Here is a 26,584-nt window from a genome sequence, read left to right on the forward strand (position 1 = left end):
GGGCTGGAGCTCCGCCACGCCGCGGCCCTCGGGGGAGGGCCTGTACGGGCGGGGCGGTTCTCGGGTAGAACCTGGTTGGTCTTCGTTCGGATTCGAAGGTCACCTGCGGCCGTGCGGCCCGGACGTGGTCATCCGCCGCGGCGGATGCGCCCGGCGTAGCGGCTTTCCAGTGCCCTGTTGTGCTCGTCACCGCCGACGACGTTGGCCGACCGGTAGATCGGCGGCACCTCGCCGGCCTCCAGCAGTTCCCTGACCACCTCGGCGACGACCATCTGCGCGAGCAGGGCCGAGGTGATCGTCGACACCGCGCCGAACGTCCCGCCCTCCGGGAGCGGGATGACCGCGTCGCCGTACGGGGCGCCGTTGTCCAGCACCACGTCGGCGAGGTCGAGGAGCTTGAGTCCGGAGGGGTGGCGGGACTTCATCTCGTTGCTGTGCCGCACCGACGTCAGCGCGACCAGCCCGTGGCCGCGTTCCTTGACGATCGAGGCCAGCTCCACCACCGAGCCGTTCACCCCCGAACTGGAGATCATGACGAAGGCGTCCTGGGGCCGGATCGGCGCCAGGTCGTAGATGCGGCGGGCGATCGAGGGGTCGCGCTCCAGCTCGGCGGAGCGCAGCACGCTCGGCGGCTCCCCGCCGTACAGCACCAGATCGCGCAGGGCCAGCCGGTTGGTGGGCACGAGCCCGCCGGCGCGGCCGGCGATCTCCATCGCGATCGCCTCGGAGTGCCCGGAGCCGAACGCCTGGATCACCCCGTCGCCGCGCAGGGACGCGCCCAGCAGGGCCGCGGCGTCGCGCACCGCCCGCTCCTGGCTCGTGGCGACCTCGTGCACCAGCCTCTCGACCTTCTGGACGTAGGCGGCGGCACTGATGTCCAATCGTCTCAGCTCCTTTCGACGCGGTGGCCTTCGACGGCCCTGATCGTCAGCTCGAACGCGTGGTTGGCGCGCTCGAAGGTGCGCTGGGCGACCGCGACGTAGACCACGTCGAGGACGAGCAGCTGCGAGTGGACGGCGGCCAGGCCGCCGGGTCGGAAGGTGGTCGCCCTGCTGGCGGTGGTCAGCACGAGGTCGGCCGCCTCGGCGAGCGGCGAGCGGGCGAAGGAGGTCACGGCCACGGTGGTCGCGCCGTGCGCCCCGGCCTCGGCGAGTGACTCGAGGACCTCGCGGGTGCGCCCTCGGTGGGAGATGCCGATGGCGACGTCGCCCGGGGTGAGCAGCGCGGCGTCGGCGAGCGCGTCGTGCGGGTCGGTGAAGCTCCAGCACGGCACCCGGATGCGGCGCAGCCGCCCTTCGAGCATGCTGGCGACGGCGCCGCTGGCCGACACGCCGAACAGCAGCACCCGGCTCGCACCGAGGACGGCGTCGGCGACCTTGCCGACCACGCCGAGGTCGAGCTGGGCGGCGGTCTCCTGGATGAGGCGGGTGTCGCTGGCGGCCATGACCTCGACCACGGAGTCCAGCGGGTCGGTGGGGCCGATCTCGCGGCCGACGCCCGCTCCCCAGTGGGCCTGGGCGGCCCGGCCGGTCTCGGTGGCGATGGCGACCCGCAGCTCGGCGTACCCGGCGAAGCCGAAGAACCTGCAGAACCTGGTGACGGTGGCGGGGGAGCTGCCGCTGCGCTGGGCGAGCGCGGTGATCGTGGACCGTGCGGCCACCGCCGGATCCGCCATGATCGCCTCGCCGACGCGCCGCAGGGCCTCGGGCAGACCGGGCAGTTCGGTCTGGATCCGGCCCAGCGCGCCTCCGGCCACAATCATTCCTTTCACGAACGGACGATTGGATGAAAATAATTGCCCACGACGGTCCGCTTAGCAATCACGGCCGCGTCACATTTCGGCCCGCCGCTTCCAACGGGCGGGTGGCGCCCGCGCGGCCGTCACGGAGGCCGATCCGGTATTGAGCACGGGCGCGCTTTGCGCGACGGTGAGGTGACGCGACGGACCCAGGTGCGGGGAGGACGTCATGAGTGATCAGTCGGCGGTCGGCGGCTACGGCCTGGTCGCCGCCCGGCGCCGGTTGGACCGCGGCGCACTGTCGGAGCCGGGGCCGGGCCGGATCATGGTGAGGGTGGCCGCCGACACCGGCCGGGCGCTCGCGAGGCAGGCGCTGTGGGAGCCGGCGAGAGTGTGGCTGCTCGCGGCCGCGGAGGCCGGTGATCGTGGCGCGAGGCTCGAGCTCGGCTGCCTGCTGGTCGACATAGGCGAGCTGGAGGAGAGCGAGTCGTGGTTACGGCACGGAGCCGAGGAGGGCCATCCCGCGTCCATGTTCCACCTCGGCCGGCTGCTGCTCTTCCTCGAGCGCGCCCGCATCGCATTCAGGGGAGCCGCCGGCGCCCGTACCGCCTTCATGACGGTACGGCGGGCGGTGGTCAGGCGAGGCGCCTTCGCTGGGCGGCGTCGGCGTCCAGGATGGTGTCGAGCAGGCGCGGGAAGAGGGCGTCGAGGTCGTCGCGGCGGAGCTTGTTCATTTTGGCCGTGCCCCGGTAGATCTGGCTGATCACCCCGGCCTCACGCAGCACGCGGAAGTGGTGGGTGGTCGTCGACTTGCTGACCGCGAGCTCGATGGCCGAGCAGGGGGCCTCGTCGTGGTCGTCGAGCACGGACAGATAGCGCACCACCCGCAGTCGCATCGGGTCGGAGAGCGCGTGCAGCACCGCTTCGAGCCGGATCTCCTCGCGCTGAGGATGCTCCAGGGGCCTGGCGGATGTGGACGTCACGGTGTTCCCTCCCGGCGGATCTTCTCCATTGTACGAAGACCTTCGTAGTTTGACATCCACCGTAGTACGGTGGGTATCGTACAAGGCGTCCGCCCGGGCGCGGGCCCCCACCACACGAAGGAGCCAAGTCGTGAGCACGTTGTTCGAGCCCCTGACGCTACGGGGACTGACCATCCCGAACCGGGTCTGGATGGCCCCGATGTGCCAGTACAGCGCCGCTTGCGAGGGGCCCGGCCAGGGCGTTCCCACCGACTGGCACCTCGCCCACCAGGCCGCGCGCGCCGTCGGCGGGGCCGGCCTGATCCTGACCGAGGCGACCGCGGTGACGCCGGAGGGCCGCATCAGCCCCGCCGACCTCGGGCTCTGGAACGACCGCCAGGAGCAGGCGTTCACCCGCATCACCGCCCTCCTGCGCGAGCACGGCACCGTGCCGGGCATCCAGCTCGCCCACGCCGGCCGCAAGGCGTCCACCGACAGGCCCTGGCGCGGCGGCCGCCCCCTCGGTCCCGGCGACGGGGGCTGGCGGCCGGTCGCGCCGAGCCCGATCCCCTTCGCCGAGCACCACCCCACGCCCGCCGAGCTGAGCATCGAGGGGATCCAGGAGATCGTGACGAGCTTCGCCGCGGCGGCGCGGCGGGCGCTGGCCGCCGGGTTCGAAGTGGTGGAGGTGCACGGCGCGCACGGTTACCTGATCAACGAGTTCCTCTCGCCGCACAGCAACCACCGCACCGACGCCTACGGCGGCAGCCACGAAAACCGCGTCCGCTTCGCCCTGGAGGTCGTGGACGCCGTGCGCGCGGTGTGGCCCGAGCACCTGCCGGTCCTGTTCCGCGTCTCCGCGACCGACTGGCTCGACGAGAACCCCGAGGACGGCCGCGAGGGCTGGACGGCCGACGACACCGTGCGCTTCGCCAAGGAGCTCCACGCCCACGGCGTCGACCTGCTGGACACCTCGACCGGCGGCAACGCCTCCGGCGCGCGCATCCCCGTCGGCCCGGGGTACCAGGTGCCGTTCGCCGCGCGGGTGAAGGCCGAGACCGACCTGCCCGTGGGCGCCGTCGGCCTGATCACCGAGCCCGGGCAGGCGGAGGAGATCGTGGCGTCGGGGCAGGCCGACGCCGTGCTGCTCGGCCGCGAGCTCCTGCGCGACCCGTATTGGCCGAACCGCGCCGCCCGCGAGCTCGGCGCCGAGCCCCGCTGGCCCGACCAGTACCATCGCGCCGTCTGACAGGACGGCCGGGCGGCGGCCGTCCGCACGGCCCGGCCGAGGAACGCACACGGCCCTCCTCGAATCGATGCGAGGATCGACCATACGGGGTGGGACCGGGGAAGACCAGACCCCGAGGTCATGACATCGATCGGCTGGAGATCATGAGCGAGGAAGAGATCAGACGCGTCCTCGGGCTGCTCTATCAGGACGACACCCTGCGCGTGCTGTCCGCCCTGGTCCTGAACGGCGACGCGAAGGGCAGCGGCCTCGAGCCCGACGCCGTGCGCAGAGCGCTGGACCGGCTCGAACGCGGCGGCCTGGTCGCCCGGGCCGAGGACGGCTGGCGGGTGCGCAGGGAGCGGTTCCGCGAGCTGCTGCACGCCACCGCCAGGCCCGCCGCCGCACCGGTCTCCGCCGAGGAGAAGGTGGTGGGGAACTTCCTGGTCGAGGGACGGCTGCGGGCGATCCCGTCACGGCGCGAGAAGCGGCTCGCCGTGCTGAACTACATCGCCCGGACGTTCGAGCCCGGCGTCCGCTACCCGGAGAAGGACGTCGACGTGATCCTGCGCGCCTTCCACGACGACTACCCCGCCCTGCGGCGCTATCTGATCGACGAGGGCCTGCTCAGCAGGGAGAACAACATCTACTGGCGCAGCGGCGGCTCCGTCGACATCTGATCGGGCGAGGGCAGGCTCTCCTGGGCGCGGACCCGGGACCCGCGGGCCGGCCAGGTGACCGCGAAGCCGAGGAAGAGCGCCACCAGCACGCCCAGGTTGGCGTAGGCCCAGGAGCCGGACGTGCCGCCGAGCCCGAGCGGGCCGAGCAGGTAGCCCTGCCAGCCGAGCCAGCTCGCGGAGGTGTTGGTCACCAGACCCCATCCGATGGCCGTGCTGACGACGATCACCGTGACGGGCAGCCACGGGACGTCCCCGTAGCGGCCCGAAGGGCGGTACAGGTCGGTCTCGTCGTAGTCGCGGCGGCGCAGCGCCACGTCGGCCAGCATGACGCCGCACCACGCCGCGATCGGGACGCCGAGCGTGGTCAGGAAGCCGATGAACTGGCCGAGGAACGTGCCGCCGAAGAAGACGATGTACACCGTCCCGGCCACCATGAGCACCCCGTCGAACAGTGCGGCGACATAGCGAGGGGCCCGGAGGCCGGTGGCCAGCAGGGCCAGGCCGGAGGAGTAGATGTCGAGCACCGCGCCGCCGACCAGGCCGAGGACGGCCACGGCGGCGAAGGGGATGAGGAACCAGGTGGGCAGCACGGTCGTCAGCGCCCCGATCGGGTCGGCGGCGATCGCCTCGTTGAGGCCCTTGGAGGACCCGGCCAGCAGCAGGCCGAACACCAGCAGCACCACCGGCGCCAGCGACGCCCCGAAGGTCGTCCAGCCGACCACGCCCGCGCCGGACGACCGGCGGGGCAGGTAGCGGGAGTAGTCGGCCGCCGCGTTCACCCATCCAAGGCCGAACCCGGTCATCATGAAGACCAGCGCGCCGATGAACTCCTGCGCCGACCCGGCCGGGATCGCGGCGACCGCGTCCCAGTGGATGTGCCCGACGATCAGGAAGATGTACACCACCGTCAGCACGCCCGTTACCACGGTGATGACCGTCTGCATGCGCATGATCAGGTCGAACCCCATGACGCCGCCGGCGATGATCAGCAGCGTCACGACGATCAGCGCGGCGACCTTGGTGGGGGTGCCGCCTCCCCAGCCGAGCCGGTCGAACACGGTCGCGGTGGCGAGGGTCGCGAGCGCGGTGAGCACCGTCTCCCAGCCGACCGTCAGCACCCACGAGATCGCCGACGGCAGGCGGTTGCCCCGCACGCCGAACGCCGCCCGGCTCAGCACCATCGTCGGCGCCGACCCGCGCTTGCCCGCCAGGGCCACGAAGCCGCACAGCAGGAAGGAGAACAGGATCCCGATCAGGCCGGCCGAGAGCGCCTGCCCGAAGGAGATGCCGAAGCCGAGGGCGAAGGAGCCGTAGCTCAGCCCGAGGATCGAGACGTTGGCCCCGAACCACGGCCAGAACAGCTGCCGCGGCCGTCCCTTGCGCTCGGCGTCCCCGATCACGTCGAGCCCGTGCACCTCGACCTTGAGCCGCCGGTCACTCCCGCCCCCGGACGGCGCGTCGGCCTGCCCGCCCTGTACATCGGCCATGGAACCCACCCGTCTCGATTTGTCCGGGGGAATGTACGGTCCGTCCTCGCGCAGCGTCAAGACCGGCGCAGCCCAGGTCGGCCTCGCCAGGGTGTCCCTGCCCGCGCCACCCCCCCGCCCGCCGGCGGAGGCGGGTGTTCAGTCGCCTGGGCCGTGGGGGTGTTCCGGGGTGGTGCAGGCGAGCGGCACCGACGAGCCGCGCACAAGGTCGAGCTGTACGGTCTGCCGGGGCAGGAGGGCGTCCAGGAGCCAGTTGCCCGCGATACGGGCGCGGCCGCCGTGGACGGCCAGCAGGTGGTAGCCGCGTGTCACCGCCTTGGCGGCCACGCCGGACAGCGGGACGCCGAGCGGGTTGGCGGCGGCCTTCGCCCCTCCCAGGTCCACCAGGAACCCCAGGTCGCTGTGCCGGTACGGGCGGCGCTCGCGCCGGCCGTACGTGGCGGCGATGTTGTCGGCCGCCTGCTTGCCCTGGCGGGTGGCGTGCTGCGCGGTCATGGCGGTGTACTCGCCGGGGCGGGTGAGGTCGGGCACCGCCGCCCCGTCGCCGCAGGCGAAGATCTCCGGATGGCCGGGCACGGTCAGGTACTCGTCGACGATCAGCCTGCCCTTCTCGGTCGGCAGGCCGAGCGACTCGATCAGCGGGTCGGGGCGGACGCCGACGCACCAGACCAGCGAGCGGGTGGGCACGAACTCCCCGTCGGACAGTTTGACCCCCTCGGAAGTGGCCTCGGCGACGGTCGTCCTGGTGCGGATCTCGACCCCTCGGCCGGCGAGGGTGCGGTGCGCGGTGCGCGACAGCCGCTCGTCCAGCTCGGGCAGGATGCGCGGCGCCTGGTCGACCAGCAGCCAGCGGGCGGGCTGGTCGCGCAGGCCTGGACGGCGCCGCTTGGCGTCCAGGGTGAGGAGCTGGCCCTGCGCCGCCACTTCGGTGCCGGTGTAGCCGGCGCCGACCACGACGAACGTGCAGCGCGCCTCCCGCTCCTTGGCGTCGTCGGTGGCGTCGGCGAGCTCGATCTGGCGGATCAGGTGGTCGCGCAGGTACAGCGCCTCGGCGATGCTGCGGAAGCCGTGGGCGTGCTCGGCGACCCCGGGGATGGGCAGCAGCTTGTTGACGCTGCCGACCGCGATGAGCAGCCGGTCGTAGCCGAGGTCACGGCGCCCGCCCTCGGCGTCGGTGCACTCGACCCGGCGCGCTTCGAGGTCCACCCGGTCGACGGCGGCCAGCAGGTGGCGGACGCCGGGGCAGTTGCCGGCCAGCGGTATGGCGACCTTGCGGGGGTCCAGGATCCCCGCCGCCACCTCCGGAAGCAGAGGCAGGTACAGGAAGTAGTCGGTCGGGTTGATCAAAACGATCTCGATCGCGCCTTTGGCGAGGCGGGAGAGGCGCCGCGCCGCGGTGAATCCCGCGAAGCCCGCACCGGCGATGACGACACGCTGGCGATCGGCCATGGACGGTTTCCTTTCAACTCTGCATGGGGTGTTGAAGGCGGAAATGCCCAGGCTTGCCGCGTACCCGCCCTCGCAGCCCGAAACCCCTTCCAGCCCTCGAACGGCGAAGCGCCCCAGCGCGGGGTCGTCCGGGGCGATCGGCACCGCGGGGTCGCCGGCGTCCTCGTGGCCCAGCAGGGCGGCGAACGGCTCCCAGTCCTCCTGCGCCTCCTCCTCCCCGTACACGACCAGGGTCCGCAGGTGGGCGGAGGACTTGGCGGCGTCCCGGGCCACGGGAAGCAGCGCCGAACAGACGAAACTTCTGGACAGCGTAGTGTCGCTCGCCACCCGTGTGGATGCGCCGGGGCGGGGCCGGTACCCGGGCCGGTGCCGCCGCACCTGCCGGCCGGCGCATCCCTGAACCACCGGGGCCCGCTGAACAGGTCATATCCGAGGATGGGCCCGGCCGCCATTTACCCACTACTTCGCTGGGTTACCATGACCTCGGACTCGGAGTGCTCGAGAACGTCAGGGGTTTCGGTCAGGCGCATTCCATGTGCCGTGTGGCAGCGCCAGGGAGCGGCGAGAACATGATGATCAGCAGAAAGGCCGCCGCGGGCGCCATCGCCTTCGGCCTCGTCCTGACCACCGCCGCGTGCGGCGGCTCGAACGGGACGGGCGGCCGCGGCGGCGGGGGCGGTTCCGGCGCCTCGGGCGGCACGTTCACCTACTGGACGAGCGGCTGGCAGCCCGAGCAGATCGCCGAGATCGACGCGGCGTTCGACAAGGCCCACCCCGGGATGCACGCCAAGGGCGAGTACATCGCGAGCTCCGACCAGTACCTCCCCAAGGTCATCTCGGCGCTGAAGAACGGCACCCAGCCCACGGTGCTCCTCACGCAGAACCCCTCCGACCTGCCGGTCATCGCCCAAAGCGGCAAGCTCGTCCCGCTGGACGGCAAGCTCGCCGCCGAGACCGACGCCCTCTACCCGGGCATCAAGGAGTCCCTGTTCTACAAGGGGCACCAGCTCGGCATCGCGCTGGCCGGCGTGGGCGACATCGTGCTCTTCTACAACAAGAAGGCCTTCGCCGGCGCCGGGATCAAGAACCCGCCCGAGACGTGGGACGAGCTGGCCGCCGACGCCAAGAAGCTGTCGGACCCGGTCAAGAACAAGTACGGCTTCTACGTGCCGCTCGGTGAGGCGGAGTGGATCTCCTTCGCCTGGGCGCCGATGCTGCATGCCGAAGGAGGGTCGTTCCTCAACGCCGACGGCACGGCCACCGCCTTCAACAGCCCCGCCGGGGTCAAGGCGCTCACCAGATGGGTCGACCTGATCAAGAGCGGGTCCGCGCCGAGCACCAGCTACGCCCAGGCCGGCAGCTTCGACGGGGCGCCCGCGTTCGCCAGCGGCACGGTCGCCATGATCGTGAACGGCCAATGGGCGGTGCCGACGTTCGAGAAGGCGGGCGTCGACTTCGGCGTCGCCCCGATGCCCAAGGGCGCGGCGGGCACCTCGACCAGCCTGGGCATCGGCGTGGCGGCGCTGCTGAAGACCGACGCCGCCGCCGAGAAGGCCGGCCTTGAGTTCCTGAAGTTCCTGACCACCCCCGAGCGGGGCGCCTACCTGGCGGTCAAGAGCGGTGGCCTGCCGTCGGACCCGGCGCAGCTCCAGCAGCCGGCGCTGAAGGACCACATCGCCGGCGATCCCACCTACGCGGTGTTCGCCGAGGCGGAGAAGACCGGCAAGGTCCGCCCGATCACCCCCGCCTACAACGCCATCTCCCAGAGCCTCTGGACCGAGATCAACGCGGCGCTGAAGGGACGCAAGACGCCGGCCGAGGCGCTCGCCAAGGCGGCGAGCGACGGGGACGCGGCGCTGAAGAAACTCGGCTGATGCGCCTCCGGCACCCGATGGAACGCGGCGTCGCGGAACTCGTGCTCGCGGGAGCCCCCGCCCGGGGACCGCGGCCGGCGCGGCGGCCGTACCGCACCTGGGCGCTCGCCTACGCCTTCGTGGCCCCCACCGTCGTGCTCACGGTGCTGTTCTCGCTCGTGCCGCTCGCGATGCTCCTCTGGCGCAGCCTGTACAGCGGCGGGGTGTTCGACCTCGCGCCGGAGTTCGTGGGCCTGGACAACTACGCGCGGATGCTCGCCGAGGGAGGCGGCCACGCGCTCGGCGTCACCGGGGTCTACACCGCCGGGTTCATCGTGCTGACCATGGGCGCGGGGCTGGTGCTCGCGCTGCTGCTGAACTCCGGGGCGCCCGGCGTGGCCCGGCTGCGGGCGCCGTTCGTCATCCCCCTGGTCGTGCCCGTCGTCGCCACCGCGCTGATCTGGGCGAACATGTTCGCGCCCCAGTTCGGGCTGGTCAACCGGCTGCTCAGCGCCGTCCACCTGCCGCAGGCCGACTTCCTGTCCTCGCCGGGCCTCGCGCTGGTCGCGGTGCTGACGTTCGGCGCCTGGCAGTTCTTCGGGCAGAACGTCGTCCTGTACGTGGCGGCCCTGAAGTCGGTGCCGCGCGACGTGCTGGACGCGGCCAGCGTGGACGGCGCCGGAGCCTGGCGCAGGTTCGCGCACGTCCAGTGGCCCATGATGCGCCGGCACACCCTGCTGATCTGGGTGGTCACCACGCTGACCGGCCTGCAGACGTTCACCCAGATCTACGTGCTGACCCAGGGCGGCCCGGACGGGGCCACGCAGACCGCCCTCTACTACGTGTACAACGAGGGGTTCGTCCAGTTCGACACCGGCCGCGCCAACGCCATGGGGGTCGCGCTGTTCCTGCTCTCCCTGCTCATCACCGTCACGCAGATCTGGCTCCTCGGGCGGGTGGACCGTGCGCGCTAGCCTGATCGCCCGCCGCTCGGTGGTCTACCTGCTGCTCGGCCTGGCCGTCCTCATCGTGGCGTTCCCGCTGGTCTGGATGGCGGTGAGCGCGCTGAAGACCGATGCCGAGATCATCAACCCGGCGGCGCCGCTGTGGCCGCGGGATCCCCAGTGGTCCAACATCGGCCGGGCCCTCGCGCAGGCCCCGTTCGGCCGGTGGTTCCTCAACACCGCGATCTTCGGCGTGGCGGCCACCGCCGGGCAACTCGCCAGCGGGCTGCTCGCCGGCTACGCCTTCGCCCTGCTCGACTTCCCGGCCAAGCGGTTGCTGTTCATGGTGGCGCTGAGCGGGCTGATGGTGCCGTTCAGCGCGATCATCGTCCCCATGTCGCAGCTCCTCGGCGACCTCGGCTGGCTGAACACCTACCAGGGCCTGATCGTGCCGAACATCGCCTCGGCGCTGGGCGCCTTCCTGTTCCGGCAGTTCTTCCTCGGCACGCCGCGCGAGCTGGGGGAGGCGGCCCGCATCGACGGGGCCTCGGAGCTGCGGGTGTTCTTCGAGGTGTACGCCCCGCTCGCCCGGCCGGTCGTCGCCGCGCTCGCCATCATCCTGTTCCTGCAGAACTGGAACAACTTCCTGTTCCCGCTGATCGTGGTGAACACCACCGAGATGGCCGTCCTGTCGCAAGGGCTCTCGGTGTTCCAGAGCCAGTTCACCACCCAGTACAACCTGATCATGGCGGCGTCGCTCATCACGATCGTCCCGGTGCTGCTGGTCGCCGTCGCGGCCCAGCGCCACATCATCGAGGGCATCACTCTCGGCGCCCTCGACTGACGGCGCCCGGCCGCCGGCGGCGTCCGGCCGGTCAGGCTGTGGCCAGGATGGCCGCCACCGCGTCGCGCAGGGGAGTGGTGGGGCGGCCGATGAGCCTGCTCAGATCGCCCGGGGTGTCGGCCAGCTCGCCGTCGGCGATGGCGACGTCGAAGCCGGCGTACGCGGCGGCGGTCGGCTCGGGCAGTCCCGCGCCGACCAGGACCCGCGTGTACTCCTCGACCGGGAGGTCCTGGTAGGCGACCGGCCTGCCCGATACGGCGGAGACCTCCGCGGCGAGCTCCGGCATGCTCCAGGCGGTGTCGCCGGTCAGCTCGTAGATCGTGTTCTCGTGGCCTTGCGCGGTCAGCACGGCCGCCGCGGCGCCCGCGTAGTCGCCGCGCGTGGCGCTCGCGACGCGGCCGTCCCGGGCGCTGCCGGCGATCGTGCCGCTCGCCGCGCCCTGCGTGACGGCCGCGACGTAGTTCTCGGTGTACCACCCGTTGCGCAGGAACGTGAAGGGCAGGCCGGAGGCACGGATGTGCTCCTCGGTGCCCTTGTGCTCCGCCGCGAGCTCGAGTTTCGAGGTGTCGGCGTGCAGGATGCTGGTGTACGCGATCCGCGCCACCCCTGCCGCGACGGCGGCGTCCACGACGGCCTTGTGCTGCGGCAGGCGGGATCCCACGACGTTGCCGGAGATCAGCAGGACCACGTCACCCGCCGCGAACCCAGCCTTCAGCGTCTCGGGCCTGTCGTAGTCCGCCTCGCGGATCTCCACCCCGCGCGCGGCGAGGTCGGCGGCCTTCGCCGGGCTCCGTACGGCCGCCGCGATCTGGCCTGCGGGCACGCTCTCCAGCAGGGCTTCCACGACAAGGCGTCCGAGCTGCCCGGTCGCACCGGTGACGACGATCATCTTCACTCCTCTGGTCGGTGGTTCACCGTCAAGGTAGTACTAACTTCTAGAAAGTGCAATCTCGCAGAAAGTACAATCCCGCATGCAGCGGCGACAGCGTAAGCTTGGGGCATGGAAGATCAGGCCGTGATCCCACGCGACGAGCACGCGCGGATCATCTTCGACGTCTTCGCACGTGGATGCCCCTCGCGGGAAACGCTGGAGCACATCACCGGCCGCTGGGGCGTCCTTGCCCTGGTCGCGCTCAGCGAGGGCGCCTACCGCTTCAACGCGCTGCGCCGCCGGGTCGAGGGCGTGAGCGAGAAGATGCTCGCGCAGACCCTCCAGGCCCTGGAGCATGACGGCCTGGTCCACCGCGAGGCCCAGCACACCATCCCGCCCAAGGTCGAATACAGCCTCACCCCGCTCGGCCAGGAGGCGGCACGCCGCCTCCTCGACCTGATCGAATGGCTCGAAGGCCGGATGCCCCAGGTCATCGAGGCCCGCGACCGGCACGACAAGATCAAGAACGGCTGAGCGCGCGCCGTCCTCGGCCCTGCGATGGCGTGTATGGCGGTGCGGCGACGCCACCGGGCAATAGATCCCGCCGGAGAAAGAAGTCCGTATGCGACTGGATGTGCTGTTCGTCAACGGCCGGTTCGCCACCCTGGACCCGGACAGGCCCGCGGCCGGGCGGCTCGGCGTGTTCGCCGGGCGGGTCGCCGGCCTCGACGAGGAACTGGACGGCCTCACCGCCGAGGCCGTGATCGACCTCGGCGGGGCGAGCGTGGTACCGGGGTTCAACGACGCCCACCACCACCTCAGCATGCGCGGCCAGCGGCTGATAGAGCTGGACCTGCGAGAGGCCCGGGTCGCCACCCTAGGGGAGCTGTACGCGAAGGTCGCCGAGCGTGCCGCGGCCCTCCCTCCGGACGCCTGGATCACGGGAGGCGGCTACGACCAGAACAAGCTCGGCGGGCGCCACCCGACGCGCGAGGCGCTGGACAGGGCGGCGGGCGGCAGGCCGGTCTGGCTCCAGCACACCTCCTGCCACATGGGCGTGGCCAACACCGCGGCCCTGGCCCGCATGGGCTTCGCCCACGTGGAGGACGTTCCGGCCGAGATCCCCGGCGGCACCATCGGGCGCGACGCCGCCGGGCTGCCCGACGGGCTGCTCACCGAGCAGGCACAAGGGCTCGCCCTCCGCGTGCTGCGCCCGGTCGCCGTCGAGGACTTCATCGACGGCATCGCACTGGCGAGCCGGGCCGCGGCGTCGGAAGGGCTGACCAGCTTCACCGAGCCCGGCGTCGGCCAGGGCCTGGCGGGCAACGGCGCATGGGACGTCGCCGCCTTCCAGGAGGCGGTACGGCGGGGCGCGCTGCTCCAGCGGGCCACCGTGATGCCGGGCTCGCCCAACCTCCACTACGTGGACGACGGCTGGTTCGGGCTCGACCTCGGCGTCGGCACCGGCCTCGGGGACGACCGGCTGCGGATCGGACCGGTCAAGTTGTTCTCGGACGGCTCGCTCATCGGCCGTACGGCCGCGATGTGCTGCGACTACGAGGGCGAGCCGGGCAACCACGGGCTGCTGCAAGAGGACGAGGAGACGCTGCACGGCTTCATCGTGCGGGCCCACGCCGCAGGATGGCAGATCGCCACCCACGCCATCGGCGACCACGCCATCGACGTGGTGCTGGACGCCTACGAGGACGCCCAGGCCCGCATCCCCCGGGCAGACCCCCGCCATCGCGTAGAACACTGCGCGGTCACCAGTGACGCCCAGGTGGCGAAGGTCGCCCGGCTCGGCGTGATCCCGGTGCCCCAGGGCCGGTTCATCTCCGAACTCGGCGACGGCTTGCTCGCGGCCCTCGGTCCCGAACGCTCTCTCGGGTGCTACCGGCAGCGGTCGTTCCTCGCGGCCGGCATCGTGCTCCCCGGCAGCTCCGACTGCCCGGTGGTCGAAGGGGCGCCACTGCTCGGCATCCACGACCTGGTCAACCGGCGCACGGCGAGCGGCGCGCTCTTCAACCCGGCCGAGGCGCTCACCGCCGAACAGGCGCTCCGCGCGTACACCGTCGGTTCGGCGTACGCGGTCAAGGAGGAGCGGTACAAGGGCACCCTGTCCCGCGGCATGCTCGCCGACTTCGTGGTCCTCACCGACGACCTGCTCACCGTCGCCCCCGAACGCATCCGGGACATCGGCGTCCTCGCCACGGCCGTCGGCGGCACCTTCATCCACGATTCGGCGGGCTTCGGGAGATGAGAAGCTTGTCCGGTACCGGGGGAGGATCGCGAGGCGGGCCATGCCGGATGCCGAGCTGGACGCACTTCTGACGGCATTCGAGCCTGAAGGGCGAGAGGTCGCCCGCCGTGCCTGCGAGCTGGTGCTGAGCGTGCTCCCCGGCGCCGTGCGGACGGTCGGCGGCGGGGACGTGGGGTACGGGGGGCCCGGGTACGAGGGCGGCTACAAGGGCCTCCTCTTCGTGGTGACCCCGCTACGGTCGGCCGTCAGGCTGGGAATCGCCGGCGGCGCCTCCCTGGCCGACCCGGATGGACTGATGCGCGGCACCGGCAAGGTCCACCGCCACATACGGCTGGAGTCCCGAGAGGACGTCGCACGCCCCGAACTCAGGACAATCCTCGAATCAGCGGCCGAGCGCGGGGCGACACCTCCCGTCAAGCCGTGTCCCTGAAATGGCGCCTTCGGCGCTGTCTTCTCAAGGCGGCCCTCGCCGAGCCTGCGACGCACCGTTGCGCAGGCGACAGTCCGGTCAGGGATGGGTCAAGCCCTACCGAGTACGGGGCGGCAAGATCAGCTTCCTCCTCTGCGAGGAATGCGACGCCACCTGGACGCCTGAACAGCAACCCGAGCGCGGCACCTTTCGCGATCTCAGCAACCGACTGAACGAAGCCTTCGGGACCACCGGTCAGAACATCAATTGGTGGGCGCGAATAGAAGAACCGCCAGAGCAAACCTGATCCAGGGCGCGCCTCTCCTCTCCCTGCGGACGAGCAACACCCTAGCGAGAATGCGGTCAGCTCTGTCCCCTGCCTCTCCATGCATACCCCGGCGACTTCCGTTCCACGGACCCGGGTGAATTCCAATCCTCCTATTCCAAAAATACGCGGAGAAGAACGTTCGGCCTGCTGAACCGGCAGGCCGAAAGGACCGCCCGCACGGGGTGGCCGTCTGGGTACTCGGCCGCTCCCGGCGGCCCCAGGACGGGCCCCGGGAGCGGCCGCACCGGCGCTGGCGCCCACCCCCTTCCTACTTCCGGTGCAGCGCACGGGGCGGGACAGGGTGCGGAGCAGAGGCAGAATACGGGGTGGGGCACGGAATTCACGCGAAGTCAAACAACAGGATCAGAAATTGACAGAGCGCTTGGCGGCATGCCCACGGGAGCGCACTAAACCGCCGGCCCGCTCACATCTTCAAGAATTGACAGAACACTTGGCGGCATGCCCTCGGGGGCGCCGGAAAATCGCCGACCGTTACCGGCCGCCCGGGAATTGACACACGCCCGATGGTTGCCTACGGTCCGCTCGTCAGCTTTTCCAGACCGCATCCGAAGGTATTCATGACTACATCCACGTTGCCGAAGTCCAGGCAGCAGTTGATTCTTGCCGTTCTCATGGTGTGTTCACTGCTGATCTGGCTGGACAACACCGTCCTGAGTACCACCCTGGAGACCCTCGCGGACCCGGTCCGTGGGCTGAACGCCAGCCCGGCCGAGCTGCAGTGGGCCACCGGCTCGTACACGCTGGCCTTCGCCACCTTGATGTTCACCGCGGGTGCGCTGGGCGACCGCTTCGGCCACCGGGCCGTGCTCGCGACGGGCCTGGTGGTCTTCGCCGCGTCCTCGGTGTGGGCAGCGTACGCGGGGGACGCGGGGCAGCTCATCGCCGCGCGGGCGGCGATGGGCGTCGGCAGCGCGCTGATCATGCCGGCCAACCTGGCCATCCTCATATGGACGTTCACCGGCCCGGCGCGGTCGACCGCGATCGCCATCTCCTCGACCTCCGCCGGTGTCGGCATGGCCGTGGGCCCGGTGCTCGCCGGTGTGCTGCTCGACCACTTCTGGTGGGGCTCGGTCTTCCTGGTCAACGTCCCGGTCGTGGTCCTCGCGCTGATCGGCATCGCCCTGCTGGTCCCGAACTTCCGCAGCCCCGTCGTGCGACCGCTGGACCCGGCCGGGATGCTGCTGTCCATCACCGGCCTCGCGGCGCTCGCCTACGGACTGATCCGCGCGGGTCAGGCGGCGGCCTGGGGCCGTACGGACGTCTGGGCGCCGATCGTCGTCGGACTGATCCTGCTGACCGTGTTCGTCCGCGTCGAACTGCGCAGCAAGATGCCGAGCTTTGATCCCCGGCTGCTCGCCCAGCGCGCGTTCGGCGGCGGCAACGCGGCGCTCGGCCTGCTCCTGTTCGCCATATCCGCAGTCACCTTCTACAACGCGTTCTACCTGCAGGGCGCGCGCGGCTACTCGCCGATCGAGGCGGGCCTGGCCAGCCTCCCGACCGCGCTCGGCGCGATCTTCGGCGCGCCCGTCGGCGCCCGCCTGGTGCACCGCTGGTCGCTGCGGCTCGTCGCCGTGCCGGCGCTGATCGTCGCGGCGCTGACCATGGGCGCGTACGGGCTCTTCGGACTGGGCACGCCCCTCGCCTGGATCGAGGTCGTGCTGCTGGTCCAGGGCCTGTCCATCGGCATGGTGCTCGGCCCGGTGACCGCGGCGCTGATCAGCACGCTGCCGCTGGAGCGGGCCGGTGCCGGGTCGGCCGTCACCAACACCGTGCGCCAGACCGGCAGTGTGATCGGTATCGCCGTCGGCGGCACGATCATGTCGATCGTGTACCGACGCGCGATCCAGCCGTCGCTGGACGGTGTCCCCGGACCGGTACGGGAGCAGGCGCGGGTCTCCGCCGAACAGGCGCGGCACGTCGCCACCACGTCCCACCTGCCCGCGCTCGGGCACGCCGCCGACGACGCGTTCGTCCACGCCATGCATGTCGGCGCGGTCTGGATCATGTTCATCGCGCTCTTCGGCGCGGCCGTGCTGCTGCTCGCCCTGCGCGCGATCCGCAAGCCCGCGGCTGCCGGGGGCGAGCCGGAGCCCGCGCGGGACGGCAGCCCGACCGCGGACGAGACGGCCCCCCGGGCTGGGGCCGAGGACCTGACCGCCCGCGAAGGCGACGACGTGGGCACCCGCTGACGCCATGGGAACCAGGCAGAAACTCCCCGAGGCGCGGTCGGACAGTCAGGCCACGTACCTGCCCGACCGGCACATGTTCGCCCTGTGGACCTGGGCCGACGGCGCCGTGGGGCCGGCCCCGCCGGTCGGTGACGTCCAGACCGTCCCCCTGGTCGTCCCGACGCCGGACCTCGGCAGGCTCAAGGTGTCCGACGTCGACTGCGTGCTGATCGAGCCGGACCGGCTCGTGGCCGTGCCCCTCGACTCGCCCGGCCGGTCGGTGGACGTCTGGCGGTCGTGGATCGCGGGCGGCGAGTCGGCTCTGCCTATCGCCGCGCACGCGGTCCCCGACGCCACAGGTGTCGCCGTCACGACGCCGGAGCACGCGAGCGGCGTCTTCCGCCGCACCACCGCGGTGGGGGCCGAGATGCGCACGGCGCTCAACGCCAAGCTGCGCCCGTATCAGGTACGCGGGGTGAGCTGGCTGCGCGAGACCATCGAGACGCACAGCGGCGCGGTGCTGGCCGACGAGATGGGACTCGGCAAGACGCTGCAGACCATCGGCTGTGTCGCCGGACGGGCCGAAAAGGGGCCGCAACTGGTGCTCTGTCCCACGTCGTTGGTGGGGAACTGGGCACACGAGATCGCGCGGTTCGCACCTGACCTGCGGGCCACGATCTGGCGCGGCGGGCCGCTGCCCGCGGTGGACAGCGGCACGGTGGCGCTCACCGGCTACCCCACGCTGCGCACGCACAGCCCGGCCCTGGCGGGGATCCAGTGGAGCACCGCGGTCTTCGACGAGGCGCAGGTCCTGAAGAACCCCCGTACGCAGGTGTCGAAGGCCGCGCGCACCATCGCGGCCGACGCGCGGATCGCCCTGACCGGGACGCCCGTCGAGAATCACCTCGACGAGCTGTGGGCCCTGCTCAATCTGGTCGCACCGCACCTGTTCGGGAACCGGGCGCAGTTCCGCCATCGTTTCGTGCGGCCGATCGCGGACGGCTCCCCGGCCGCTTCCGCCCGGCTCCCCGGCCGCTTCCGCCCGGCTGCGCGGGGCCATCGAGCCGGTCGTGCTGATGCGGAAGAAGTCCCAAGTCGCGGGGTCGCTCCCGCCGAAGATCCACGCCGATCTCATCTGCGACCTCACCGAGGAGCAGGAGAGGCTGTACGACCGGCTGCTGGAGCAGGTCATCGACGACGGCTTCGGCAGTGGCGCCCAACGGCAGACCAAGGTGCTCGCGGTCCTGACCTCGCTCAAGCAGGTCTGCAACCATCCGGGCCTGATCACGGACGACCTCGGTGAGCTGTCGGGCAGGTCGGGAAAGCTCGACCTGTGCACCGATATCGTAGCCAACAACCTGGAGCACGACTCTCCGACCCTCGTCTTCACCCAGTACCGGCAGACCGGTGAGCTGCTGGTCCGGCACTTCGCCGAACAGTTCGGGGTGAGTACGCCTTTCTTCCACGGCGGCCTGAACCAGGAGCAACGGGCCGACATCGTCCGCCGGTTCCAGTCCGACGACGGTCCGAAGGTGCTCGTCCTCAGCCTGAAGGCCGGGGGCACCGGGCTCACGCTCACGCGCGCCGCCGATGTCATCCACTTCGACCGATGGTGGAACCCGGCCGTGGAGGCCCAGGCATCCGACCGGGTCCACCGGATCGGTCAGACCCGCACGGTCACCGTCACCACCCTGACCACCGGGACCACCGTCGAGGAGCACATCGCGGCCATGCACAACCGCAAGTCCGCGCTGTCGGACACCGCCGACATTTCCAGCGTCGCCGAGCTGACCCGCCTGGACGACGACCCTCTCATCGAGATCCTGCGCCGGAAGCGAGTCAACTGACCATGGCCGACCACGACTACGGTTACACGAAGTGGGGCAAGGACTGGGTCCGGTTCGCCGAGTTGTTGCGCCAGACCCGTCCCGATCCCCAGCTGCCGAGCGCGCGGCGCATGGCACGCGACGGGAAGGTGCAGATCACGTTCGACGGCCGGACCGTGCGCGCCGTCGTGCACCGAGGTCGCGGCACCTCGGTGGTCACGATCGAGGTCGCGCCGATGTCCGCGGGGGCGACGGCCGAGATCTCCCGTCAGCTGAGCGGCATCCAGCCCCTGCTCACCGACGATTTGTACCGCGCGATCGCTGACGCGGGCCATCCGCCCGCGCCGGTCCTCGACAGCGTCGACTGCTCCTGCCCGGCCGCCACCCCGCGGTGCGTCCATGAGCTGGCCGTCTACTACGACATGGCGCGGCGCATCGACGACGATCCCCGCATCGCTCTCGACGTGCAGGACTTCTTCCTCGCTTCGGCGGGCGGCGGCCAAGCGCCCGCCGAAGCGACGGCGCAGCGCTGGATCGCACTCAACTCCCTTGATCCGGTCGTCTACTTCACGGTGGCCGAGTGACCCGGCCGGCCTGAGAAGCGGTGCGTGCCCACCCGGAGGGCACGCACCCTCACCACCCGCTGAGCCCGCGGATGCCCCCGCATCCTCCGGCCGTGACGGCCCCGCTCGCCCGCTCCGCCCGCGCCGTGGCGTCGATCGGAAGTCCTTCGAGAAAGGGACATGATCTCGCCGTAGACCGGCATGTTGCAGGTGGCAGAAATGGTCTCCATGTACACGTGACCTGAGCTGGCCGTGTGTCAACGGGGAAGGAAGCGTGTCATGCCCGCACCGCATCCGATCGAGTTCCGGCAGCGTGCCGCGACCCCGGGACCCGCACCCCCAAAGCCCAACCGCCCAGCTCAAAAGGTCCCCGAGAACGAGCTACACCCTTCTGGGATAACCACTACGGCGCGCGTACGTATTCGATCGTCGCAGGCGTACCCGGTCCGCCAGGGGACGCCGCCCACTCAGGTCCCAGGGACCCCTGGGGGGAGCTTGGTGCAGCGATTGCGCACTGCGCGAACTCGTGGACACGGCCGTGTCGATCGGTTCCGGCATCGGCGGAAAGTCGGCATTGCTGGAGGTCGCCGGAACCTCGGTCTTCGTCAAGCGGGTGCCCCTCACCGATCCGGAGAGGCAGCCGGAGAACGCCCATTCCACGGCGAACTTATTCGCGCTGCCGGCCTTCCGCTGAAGGAGATTCGCCAGGTCGGCGGGACATACAGCTCGTCCACCGGCTGACCCCGGCGATCCCCGAGTCGGCCGCCGAAGCGTACCGATCCGTGGGCCTTACCCCGGCCTCCCCTTTCCGCTCAGAGTGGTGCTCGCACATCCGGCGCCGCGACGGCGGGAAGCGGTACGGCGATGTCGGCGCAACGAACCTGAACAAGCCCGGCGGCTGGGACGCATGCGGTGAGCTGGACGAGGACATGCCCGCGCTCTTCCGGACCGGGCGGCGCATGCTCAGTTCAAGTGGTGTGTCAGAGCATCGACGGCCTCGCGGGCGCTGGCCGTGTCCATGGAGGCGAGCGCGTTGCGGACCTCGACCATGCGATTGCGCACTCTGCCGGATGCGACCTCCTGGAGGTGGCCGAGTCCGGCCACGGCCGTGGCGGCGCCTTCGTCGACCTCGCCCGCAAGGACCAGGCTGTGCGCGAGAAGGACCTGTCTGGCCGCGTAGTTGCGACCGTAAGAGGCACCGGTGTGGGTCAAAGACGACCGGAAGTAGGGGACGGCCGCTCTGTGCCGACCAGCCTCGCTGTAGAGCATTCCCTGGGCCTGCTCAAGCTCGCCGTGATCGTGGAACGTCGCCCATGCGGGAGTGGGGCGGCCTCGTTCAGGGCGCTCCAGCAGGCGCATCGCCCGAGCGTGTTCGCCCCGCGCTGTGGAATGGTCGCCCAGAAGGGACAGCGCACGTGCCTCCCGGCTGGCGATGATGGAAAGCAGAACAGGCGATCCGATGGCCTCGGCGTGCTGCCGCGCCGCGCCGAGCAGGTCACGGGCGTGCCGTGGGCGGTTCTCGTAATTGGCCTGCAATCCCAGCATCGCCAGCGCCTGTGATTTCAACTCGCCATCGTCCAGTGTGGTGCCGATGGTGAGCGCTTCTCCCCAGTAGTGCCGGGCTCTCTCCTGATCGCAGGCGTCGAAGTGAAGGTACGCGCAACCGTTCGCGGTCTGCCCGGCCAGGAGACGGAGCCGGCGTCCGATCGAGTCGGGATAACGGCTGGTCTCGATGATCCGGCGGATGCGGTTGAGATGCCGGACGGCGAGCGGACGCACATCGCTGCCGCCGTGCGCGTCACCCAATGCCTGAAGGGAACGCAGCCCTGCGCGCAACTCCTGGAGGTGGGGTATGCCGACGGTCTGCGGGGGCGTGAGGGAGCCGAGGGCCGCGCCGGCGGCTGCTCCTACAGTGGTTGTCACGAATGCTCGCCGGTTCACATCCGTTTCTTCTGTCATGTCGGCTATTAGAAACGTACATGGGCTTATTTCGCCGTACGCGGCGGATGGGAAACCCAATTCAATCGGATTGATGCCGAACATGGCGTGCAGGACGCGCCATGCCCGGGGGCGTGGGCGGGGAGGGTCGGGGAGGCACCAGCGGCGGAACTGGCGGGCGGTCAGAGTGACCGGCTCGCCGAGCATGTGCGCCGCCTGCGCGAACACGGTGAGAAACACCGAGGGCCGTTCCCAGCCACGCTCGACGCATGCCCGCTCGAACTCCGTCCACTGCCGGACCACGGTCACCTCCGGTACACCGACCTTCGACCGAGAGTAGTCGGCGACCGGAAAAACGGAAGTCCGTTCCCTGGGGAATGTCAGGCCGAATGTCCCGGTGCGCACGCGCCCGGAACGACCGCCGAACGGTTCTCTTGTGGCGACAGGATTCCCCCACAGAAGGACGCCCGGCCGAATGAGAATCTATTCTTATGACGGACGCCAGGAAAGCGGCGTTTTTCCAGGTACAGAGAGCTCCGTCGGCGAGGCCCGGCGGTGGTTGCGAAAGGTCCTCGACGCCCATCCCCGCCGCGACGATGCCACCTTGCTGCTCTCCGAGGTCTTCACCAACGCGGTGACCCACGCGGGCTCGTCCGAGGTCCGCGTCGTCGTCCTCGTGGAATGGGACGGAACCGTTCAGGTCAAGGTCGCCGATCAGGGGGCGGCGACGGTGCCGTGCGTCTGCGCGTGCCGGAGGCACGATGACGACCTGGCCGAGTGCGGGCGCGGGATCCATCTGGTCCGAAGCCTGTCTCGGCGCTGGGGCTTCCTCAAGGACGCCGGCGGCCGCGTGGTCTGGTTCACCCTCGATCCCCGCGAAGCCATGCAAGGCCGCGAGCCGGCCGGCTCCTCCATCAGGCGGCGCCGCGCCTACCAGGAGGAACAGGACGGGTGAGTCCCGGCGTCCGGTGCCTCCCTGTGGAGCCGGCCGGGTCGGCCAGGTCGGCTGTGGAGGTGTCGTACTGTCCAATGGCTTCCTGGCTGATGCCATTATGGCGCACCTGTGGTGCCACGAGGGGTTGAAATGGCGCCACATATGCGCCATGGTGGTGCCATGGACCTCACGCCGTACGTCGAGAACCTCCGGCACGAGCTCGCGGTCGCCGCAGGCGCGGGCGGAGACGAAGCCCGGGCCCTGGCCGAGCGGCTCACCGCACCCCTGGAGTCGGCCGCCCGGCTCACGCTGCTGAACGCGCTGTCCGCCGCCATGAGCGAGGTCACCAGCCAGCTGGCACCGGGCTCGGTGGACGTGCGGTTGCGCGGGCTCGATCCCGAGTTCGTGGTGACACCATCGCCGGCCCAGGAGTCGTACGGGGAGGACGAGCGGCAGCCGAGCGGGGCACGGGCGGCCGTGCCGCCCGTCCCGTCCGACGGCGACGAGGGCGGTACGGCCCGCATCAACTTCCGCCTTCCCGCTCACCTCAAGACCCGGGTCGAGGACGTCGCGGGAGAAGAGGGCCTCTCGGTCAATGCCTGGCTGGTACGGGCCGTCGCCCTCGCCCTGGAACCCGGCGAGCAGGGCCGCGCGCCCGGTCACCGGCGCCACCACGGCCAGCAGGGCTACACGGGCTGGGTCCGCTAGCTCGAACCGGCCTACGGCACCACTTTCCTCCACCCGCTCCACCAGCGGGAACGCACACCACAGCCATGAGGACGGCGCAGCCATGCCTAGTTTCGACACGCCCGAACCGATCTCCGTCACCCTCGAATTCGACATCGGATCCGCCCGGATCACCGCGAGCCGGCGCACGGACACGGTCGTCGAGGTGCTGCCGGCCGACGGCGCCCTTGATGCCGACGTGCGCGCCGCGCAGCAGACCCGAGTCACGTACTCAGGTGGCAAGCTGCTGGTCAAGGGCCCCAAGAATCGCTCCCTGTTCGGCAGGAGCGGGTCGCTCGACGTGAGCATCGAGCTGCCCGCCGGCTCGGACGTCCAGGGCAACGCGCCTCTGGCGGACTTCATCTGTGAAGGACCCCTCGGTGAGTGCAGGCTCACGACCTCCGTCGGCGACATCCAGGTCGACGAAGCGCGAACCGTGCGTCTGAAGTCCGGCCACGGCGACATCCGCCTGGACCGCGTGGCGGGGGACGCCGAGATCACCGCGGCGGGCCGGGTCGACGTCGGCACGATCGCGGGCGCGGCGACGGTCAAGAACCTCAACGGCGAGACCACGATCGGCGAGGTCACCGGCGACCTGCGCGCCAACGCCTCCAACGGCCGGATCTCCGTCGGCGTCGCGCACGCCGGAGTCGAGGCCAAGTCGGCCAACGGCGGCATCCGGATCGGCGAGGTGGCGCGCGGCCAGGTCGTGCTCCAGACCGCCACCGGTGATCTGGAGGTCGGCATTCGTGAGTCCACCGCCGCCTGGCTCGACGTGAACACCCGCCTCGGCAGCGTGCGCAACTCCCTCGGCTCGGCCGAGGGCCCTGAAGCCTCCGACGAGACCGTCGAGGTGCGCGCCCGCACCGGGCTCGGCGACATCGTCATCCGCCGCTCCTGAACACCCCCCACTCAGAGGAGACAAGACCGCAATGACCGCTTCCTCCGCGACCGCCCTCTCGCCGGCGATCACAGCCGCCGGGTTGCGCAAGTCCTACGGCGACAAGGTCGTGCTCGACGGCATCGACCTGAGCATCCCCGAAGGCACGGTCTTCGCGCTGCTCGGGCCGAACGGCGCCGGCAAGACCACCACCGTGCAGATCCTGTCCACGCTCATCCCCGCGAACGCCGGCGAGGCGCACGTCGCGGGCCACCATGTGACCCGCGACGCCGACGCCGTACGCGCCGCCATCGGCGTCACCGGCCAGTTCTCGGCGGTGGACAACCTGCTCACCGCCCAGGAGAACCTGATCCTCATGGCGGACCTCCACCATCTGGACCGCCGCGAAGGCCGGCGGCGCGCCGCCGAGCTGCTGCGCCGCTTCGACCTGACCGAGGTGGCCGCGAAGTCCGCCGCGACCTTCTCGGGCGGTATGCGGCGCAAGCTCGACCTGGCGATGACCCTGGTCGGCGATCCGCGCGTCATCTTCCTCGACGAGCCGACCACCGGACTGGACCCGCGCAGCCGCCGCATCATGTGGGACATCATCCGCGGCCTGGTCGCCGACGGCGTCACGATCTTCCTGACGACGCAGTACCTGGAGGAGGCCGACCAGCTCGCCGACCGCATCGCCGTCCTGGACCACGGGAAACTGGTCGCCGAAGGCACCGCGGAAGAGCTGAAGCGTCGCATCCCCGGTGGCCACATCCGCCTCCAGTTCGCCGACCTGAACGGGCTCGAATCGGCGGCCGCCCTCTTCGGGTCCGTCACGCGCGACACCGAAGCGCTCACCTTGCACATCCCGGGCGACGGCGGCATCCCCGCCCTGCGAGCCGTCCTCGACGTCCTGGACGACGCGTCGGTCGAGGCCGAGTCGCTCACGGTGCACATCCCCGATCTCGACGACGTCTTCCTCACCCTCACCGGTCACCCCCGGTCCGGCGACCAGGCCGGCCTGCAGAAGGAGAACGCCCGATGACCACCCTGTCCTACGCCGTCAGCGACTCGGCGACGATGCTGCGGCGCAACCTGAAGCACGCGCTGCGCTACCCCTCCATGACGGTCTCGGTCGTCGCGGTGCCCGTCTTGATTCTTCTCCTCTTCAATTACGTCTTCGGCGGCGCCCTCGGTGCCGGCATCGGCGGCATGTCCACCGGCGGCACCCGGTACATCGACTACATCGCCCCCGGCGTCATCCTGATGGCCGCGACCTCCGGAGCCCTGGCCACCGCGGTCGGCGTCTGCGTCGACAAGACCGAGGGCATCGTCAACCGGTTCCGCACGATGGGGATCTCCCGCGGGTCGTTCCTGACCGGGCATGTCGTCGGCGGCGTCATCCAGACGATGATCAGCGTCGCGCTGGTCATCGGCATCGCGCTGCTCATGGGCTTCCGGCCCAGCGCCACGCCCATCGAGTGGCTCGCGGCCACCGGCATCCTCGCCCTGCTCGCCCTGGCGCTCACCTGGCTGTCGGCCGCGCTCGGCCTGGTCGCCAAGACCCCCGAGACCGCCAGCAACACGCCCATGCCGCTGCAGTTCCTCCCCTTCCTCGGCAGCGCCATCGTCCCGCCGGAGTCCATGCCCACCGGGCTGCGCTGGTTCGCCGAGTACCAGCCCTTCACCCCGATCATCGAGACGCTGCGCGGCCTGCTGATGGGCACTCCGATCGGCAACAGTGCCATCGCCGCCCTTGCCTGGTGCCTCGGCCTCAGCCTGGCCGGCTACCTGTGGGCCCGCACGGCCTTCAACCGCGGCGCCAAGGTGTAGACCGCACGGCCGCACGACCCGGCCGAGCCAATCGTCGCTCGCCGTGCCCGGGGGGCACGGCGAGTACCGGCTTTCCGGCGGCTGTCGCGCGGGGCGTGGTGTGTTCGAGGGACCGGTAACCCGCCGCCATGGCGGTCCTTCAGCGCCCTGTCTCGCGGAAGGTGGCGACGATGGCGCGCAGTCGCCGGCTGTTGGCCTGGACGCGCGAGGCCGTCGTCGTCACCACGATGTTGTGATAGTGGGCGGCGCCGTCGATCGAGGTGAGCACCCATCCCACGCGCCCTCCCTCGACGTCGCCCTGCATGTCGTACTGGAGCCCGGGCATGCCGCCGATCGTCACGCGGCGCGGCTTGGACTTGCGTACCCTGCGGGCCTCACCGGCGATCGCCTCCACCCAGTCCTCGGCGTATTCACCTATGTCCTCGGTGAACTGACGCTTGTCCTCGCTCATCACGATCACGTACTCGGCGTACCGATCGGTGCCGACCTCGACCACGGCGCTGTCGCTGAGCTCCATACGCGACCATGTCACGGGTATCGCCATCCGGCTGTGCCGGTCCGTGGCCGTGACGACCTTCATGCCCGGCGGCACGGGCACCCGGGTCGGCCTGACCGAGGGTCGAGGGGATGGGCTCACGCTCGGCTTCG

At 70.8% G+C, this 26,584-nt stretch carries 25 protein-coding genes and 2 pseudogenes; 19 read left to right on the forward strand and 8 right to left on the reverse strand.

What is annotated here, in order from left to right:
* Nucleotides 1-128: 128 nt before the first annotated feature.
* The 3 genes from MYF83_RS35530 to MYF83_RS35540 all read right to left on the reverse strand — a co-directional run bounded on the left by MYF83_RS35530 (nt 129) and on the right by MYF83_RS35540 (nt 2,721).
* Nucleotides 129-881 carry a sugar isomerase domain-containing protein gene (locus tag MYF83_RS35530; protein WP_248965152.1) on the reverse strand — a complete coding sequence of 251 codons (753 nt, stop codon included), beginning with the start codon at nt 879-881 and terminating at the stop codon, nt 129-131.
* A gap of 5 nt (nt 882-886) precedes the next feature.
* On the reverse strand, nt 887-1,762 hold the full coding sequence (locus MYF83_RS35535) for a MurR/RpiR family transcriptional regulator (RefSeq protein WP_248965193.1): 876 nt from the start codon (nt 1,760-1,762) through the stop codon (nt 887-889).
* A 611-nt stretch (nt 1,763-2,373) separates the two neighbouring features.
* Nucleotides 2,374-2,721, reverse strand: a complete 348-nt coding sequence (locus MYF83_RS35540) for an ArsR/SmtB family transcription factor (protein WP_248965153.1) — start codon at nt 2,719-2,721, stop codon at nt 2,374-2,376.
* Between the two features lie 130 nt (nt 2,722-2,851).
* On the opposite strand from MYF83_RS35540, the gene MYF83_RS35545 reads away from it, so the two are divergent.
* Together MYF83_RS35545 and MYF83_RS35550 are read left to right on the forward strand one after the other, a co-directional pair.
* Entirely contained in the window at nt 2,852-3,949 is a 1,098-nt protein-coding gene (locus tag MYF83_RS35545; protein WP_248965154.1) for an NADH:flavin oxidoreductase/NADH oxidase, read from the forward strand.
* Between the two features lie 143 nt (nt 3,950-4,092).
* The gene (locus MYF83_RS35550; RefSeq protein ID WP_248965155.1) at nt 4,093-4,608 is read left to right on the forward strand and encodes a DUF2087 domain-containing protein; all 516 of its coding nucleotides are present in this window, start codon (nt 4,093-4,095) and stop codon (nt 4,606-4,608) included.
* On the opposite strand, the gene MYF83_RS35555 is transcribed toward MYF83_RS35550, so the two are convergent.
* Together MYF83_RS35555 and MYF83_RS35560 are read right to left on the reverse strand one after the other, a co-directional pair.
* Nucleotides 4,575-6,095: a purine-cytosine permease family protein gene (locus MYF83_RS35555; protein WP_248965156.1), complete on the reverse strand. Its 1,521-nt coding sequence runs from the start codon at nt 6,093-6,095 to the stop codon at nt 4,575-4,577. The two genes, MYF83_RS35550 and MYF83_RS35555, sit on opposite strands and share 34 nt — an antisense overlap.
* A 138-nt stretch (nt 6,096-6,233) precedes the next feature.
* A complete protein-coding gene (locus MYF83_RS35560; protein ID WP_248965158.1) occupies nt 6,234-7,871 on the reverse strand; it encodes an NAD(P)/FAD-dependent oxidoreductase in 1,638 nt (545 codons plus the stop codon).
* A 242-nt stretch (nt 7,872-8,113) separates the two neighbouring features.
* On the opposite strand from MYF83_RS35560, the gene MYF83_RS35565 reads away from it, so the two are divergent.
* From MYF83_RS35565 to MYF83_RS35575, 3 genes are read left to right on the forward strand one after another with little or no spacing between them, the layout of a single operon-like run.
* On the forward strand, nt 8,114-9,418 hold the full coding sequence (locus MYF83_RS35565) for an ABC transporter substrate-binding protein (RefSeq protein WP_248965159.1): 1,305 nt from the start codon (nt 8,114-8,116) through the stop codon (nt 9,416-9,418).
* The gene (locus MYF83_RS35570; RefSeq protein ID WP_248965160.1) at nt 9,418-10,371 is read left to right on the forward strand and encodes a carbohydrate ABC transporter permease; all 954 of its coding nucleotides are present in this window, start codon (nt 9,418-9,420) and stop codon (nt 10,369-10,371) included. The genes MYF83_RS35565 and MYF83_RS35570 overlap by 1 nt, the downstream gene beginning before the upstream one ends.
* Nucleotides 10,361-11,185 (forward strand): carbohydrate ABC transporter permease, encoded by an 825-nt coding sequence (locus tag MYF83_RS35575; protein ID WP_248965161.1) that lies wholly within the window; start codon nt 10,361-10,363, stop codon nt 11,183-11,185. The genes MYF83_RS35570 and MYF83_RS35575 overlap by 11 nt, the downstream gene beginning before the upstream one ends.
* Before the next feature lie 31 nt (nt 11,186-11,216).
* Here the strand turns inward: MYF83_RS35575 and MYF83_RS35580 are convergent, their stop codons facing one another.
* The gene (locus tag MYF83_RS35580) at nt 11,217-12,074 is read right to left on the reverse strand and encodes an SDR family oxidoreductase (protein WP_248965163.1); all 858 of its coding nucleotides are present in this window, start codon (nt 12,072-12,074) and stop codon (nt 11,217-11,219) included.
* Between the two features lie 111 nt (nt 12,075-12,185).
* Here MYF83_RS35580 and MYF83_RS35585 point away from each other — a divergent pair, with 111 nt between their 5' ends.
* From MYF83_RS35585 to MYF83_RS35620, 9 genes and pseudogenes are all read left to right on the forward strand, one after another.
* The gene (locus MYF83_RS35585) at nt 12,186-12,590 is read left to right on the forward strand and encodes a winged helix-turn-helix transcriptional regulator (protein WP_248965164.1); all 405 of its coding nucleotides are present in this window, start codon (nt 12,186-12,188) and stop codon (nt 12,588-12,590) included.
* An 88-nt stretch (nt 12,591-12,678) separates the two neighbouring features.
* The gene (locus MYF83_RS35590) at nt 12,679-14,316 is read left to right on the forward strand and encodes an amidohydrolase (protein WP_248965165.1); all 1,638 of its coding nucleotides are present in this window, start codon (nt 12,679-12,681) and stop codon (nt 14,314-14,316) included.
* A 40-nt stretch (nt 14,317-14,356) separates the two neighbouring features.
* Nucleotides 14,357-14,746, forward strand: a complete 390-nt coding sequence (locus MYF83_RS35595) for a DUF1801 domain-containing protein (protein WP_248965167.1) — start codon at nt 14,357-14,359, stop codon at nt 14,744-14,746.
* 885 nt (nt 14,747-15,631) lie between these two features.
* The gene (locus tag MYF83_RS35600) at nt 15,632-17,263 is read left to right on the forward strand and encodes an MFS transporter (RefSeq protein WP_248965169.1); all 1,632 of its coding nucleotides are present in this window, start codon (nt 15,632-15,634) and stop codon (nt 17,261-17,263) included.
* Between the two features lie 406 nt (nt 17,264-17,669).
* Nucleotides 17,670-18,233, forward strand: a pseudogene (locus MYF83_RS43340) (SNF2-related protein); the annotation flags it as partial.
* Nucleotides 18,234-18,318: 85 nt separating this feature from the next.
* Nucleotides 18,319-18,465 (forward strand): annotated as a pseudogene (locus MYF83_RS44030) (hypothetical protein); the annotation flags it as partial.
* Nucleotides 18,466-18,474: 9 nt separating this feature from the next.
* The gene (locus tag MYF83_RS35610; protein WP_248965195.1) at nt 18,475-19,089 is read left to right on the forward strand and encodes a DEAD/DEAH box helicase; all 615 of its coding nucleotides are present in this window, start codon (nt 18,475-18,477) and stop codon (nt 19,087-19,089) included.
* Nucleotides 19,090-19,091: 2 nt separating this feature from the next.
* On the forward strand, nt 19,092-19,652 hold the full coding sequence (locus MYF83_RS35615; RefSeq protein WP_248965170.1) for a hypothetical protein: 561 nt from the start codon (nt 19,092-19,094) through the stop codon (nt 19,650-19,652).
* Between the two features lie 505 nt (nt 19,653-20,157).
* Nucleotides 20,158-20,325 (forward strand): hypothetical protein, encoded by a 168-nt coding sequence (locus tag MYF83_RS35620; protein WP_248965172.1) that lies wholly within the window; start codon nt 20,158-20,160, stop codon nt 20,323-20,325.
* Nucleotides 20,326-20,594: 269 nt separating this feature from the next.
* On the opposite strand, the gene MYF83_RS35625 is transcribed toward MYF83_RS35620, so the two are convergent.
* The gene (locus MYF83_RS35625) at nt 20,595-21,878 is read right to left on the reverse strand and encodes an NsdA family TPR-like regulatory protein (protein ID WP_248965173.1); all 1,284 of its coding nucleotides are present in this window, start codon (nt 21,876-21,878) and stop codon (nt 20,595-20,597) included.
* 166 nt (nt 21,879-22,044) lie between these two features.
* On the opposite strand from MYF83_RS35625, the gene MYF83_RS35630 reads away from it, so the two are divergent.
* The 5 genes from MYF83_RS35630 to MYF83_RS35650 all read left to right on the forward strand — a co-directional run bounded on the left by MYF83_RS35630 (nt 22,045) and on the right by MYF83_RS35650 (nt 25,936).
* Complete coding sequence (locus MYF83_RS35630; RefSeq protein WP_279340510.1) at nt 22,045-22,524, forward strand: ATP-binding protein; 480 nt, start codon at nt 22,045-22,047, stop codon at nt 22,522-22,524.
* Between the two features lie 159 nt (nt 22,525-22,683).
* A complete protein-coding gene (locus MYF83_RS35635) occupies nt 22,684-23,211 on the forward strand; it encodes a hypothetical protein (RefSeq protein ID WP_248965175.1) in 528 nt (175 codons plus the stop codon).
* An 82-nt stretch (nt 23,212-23,293) separates the two neighbouring features.
* On the forward strand, nt 23,294-24,130 hold the full coding sequence (locus MYF83_RS35640) for a DUF4097 family beta strand repeat-containing protein (RefSeq protein ID WP_248965176.1): 837 nt from the start codon (nt 23,294-23,296) through the stop codon (nt 24,128-24,130).
* Between the two features lie 31 nt (nt 24,131-24,161).
* A complete protein-coding gene (locus tag MYF83_RS35645) occupies nt 24,162-25,148 on the forward strand; it encodes an ATP-binding cassette domain-containing protein (RefSeq protein WP_248965177.1) in 987 nt (328 codons plus the stop codon).
* Nucleotides 25,145-25,936 (forward strand): ABC transporter permease, encoded by a 792-nt coding sequence (locus MYF83_RS35650; RefSeq protein WP_248965178.1) that lies wholly within the window; start codon nt 25,145-25,147, stop codon nt 25,934-25,936. Before MYF83_RS35645 ends, MYF83_RS35650 begins: the two co-directional genes overlap by 4 nt.
* Before the next feature lie 139 nt (nt 25,937-26,075).
* Here the strand turns inward: MYF83_RS35650 and MYF83_RS35655 are convergent, their stop codons facing one another.
* A complete protein-coding gene (locus MYF83_RS35655; RefSeq protein WP_248965179.1) occupies nt 26,076-26,468 on the reverse strand; it encodes a hypothetical protein in 393 nt (130 codons plus the stop codon).
* Between the last annotated feature and the right edge of the window lie 116 nt (nt 26,469-26,584).

Origin of the sequence: Sphaerisporangium perillae, assembly GCF_023276435.1 — a bacterium.
Classification (GTDB): Bacteria; Actinomycetota; Actinomycetes; order Streptosporangiales; family Streptosporangiaceae; genus Sphaerisporangium; species Sphaerisporangium perillae.

What these genes read in the sequence shown, in the direction of transcription:
- MYF83_RS35535 (WP_248965193.1), bottom strand. Translation starts at nt 1,762, where the DNA reads ATGATTGTGGCCGGAGGCGCGCTGGGCCGGATCCAGACCGAACTGCCC.
- MYF83_RS35550 (WP_248965155.1), top strand. Translation starts at nt 4,093, where the DNA reads ATGAGCGAGGAAGAGATCAGACGCGTCCTCGGGCTGCTCTATCAGGAC.
- MYF83_RS35555 (WP_248965156.1), bottom strand. Translation starts at nt 6,095, where the DNA reads ATGGCCGATGTACAGGGCGGGCAGGCCGACGCGCCGTCCGGGGGCGGG.
- MYF83_RS35565 (WP_248965159.1), top strand. Translation starts at nt 8,114, where the DNA reads ATGATGATCAGCAGAAAGGCCGCCGCGGGCGCCATCGCCTTCGGCCTC.
- MYF83_RS35570 (WP_248965160.1), top strand. Translation starts at nt 9,418, where the DNA reads ATGCGCCTCCGGCACCCGATGGAACGCGGCGTCGCGGAACTCGTGCTC.
- MYF83_RS35580 (WP_248965163.1), bottom strand. Translation starts at nt 12,074, where the DNA reads ATGATCGTCGTCACCGGTGCGACCGGGCAGCTCGGACGCCTTGTCGTG.
- MYF83_RS35585 (WP_248965164.1), top strand. Translation starts at nt 12,186, where the DNA reads ATGGAAGATCAGGCCGTGATCCCACGCGACGAGCACGCGCGGATCATC.
- MYF83_RS35590 (WP_248965165.1), top strand. Translation starts at nt 12,679, where the DNA reads ATGCGACTGGATGTGCTGTTCGTCAACGGCCGGTTCGCCACCCTGGAC.
- MYF83_RS35595 (WP_248965167.1), top strand. Translation starts at nt 14,357, where the DNA reads ATGCCGGATGCCGAGCTGGACGCACTTCTGACGGCATTCGAGCCTGAA.
- MYF83_RS35600 (WP_248965169.1), top strand. Translation starts at nt 15,632, where the DNA reads ATGACTACATCCACGTTGCCGAAGTCCAGGCAGCAGTTGATTCTTGCC.
- MYF83_RS35615 (WP_248965170.1), top strand. Translation starts at nt 19,092, where the DNA reads ATGGCCGACCACGACTACGGTTACACGAAGTGGGGCAAGGACTGGGTC.
- MYF83_RS35630 (WP_279340510.1), top strand. Translation starts at nt 22,045, where the DNA reads ATGAGAATCTATTCTTATGACGGACGCCAGGAAAGCGGCGTTTTTCCA.
- MYF83_RS35635 (WP_248965175.1), top strand. Translation starts at nt 22,684, where the DNA reads ATGGACCTCACGCCGTACGTCGAGAACCTCCGGCACGAGCTCGCGGTC.
- MYF83_RS35640 (WP_248965176.1), top strand. Translation starts at nt 23,294, where the DNA reads ATGCCTAGTTTCGACACGCCCGAACCGATCTCCGTCACCCTCGAATTC.
- MYF83_RS35645 (WP_248965177.1), top strand. Translation starts at nt 24,162, where the DNA reads ATGACCGCTTCCTCCGCGACCGCCCTCTCGCCGGCGATCACAGCCGCC.
- MYF83_RS35650 (WP_248965178.1), top strand. Translation starts at nt 25,145, where the DNA reads ATGACCACCCTGTCCTACGCCGTCAGCGACTCGGCGACGATGCTGCGG.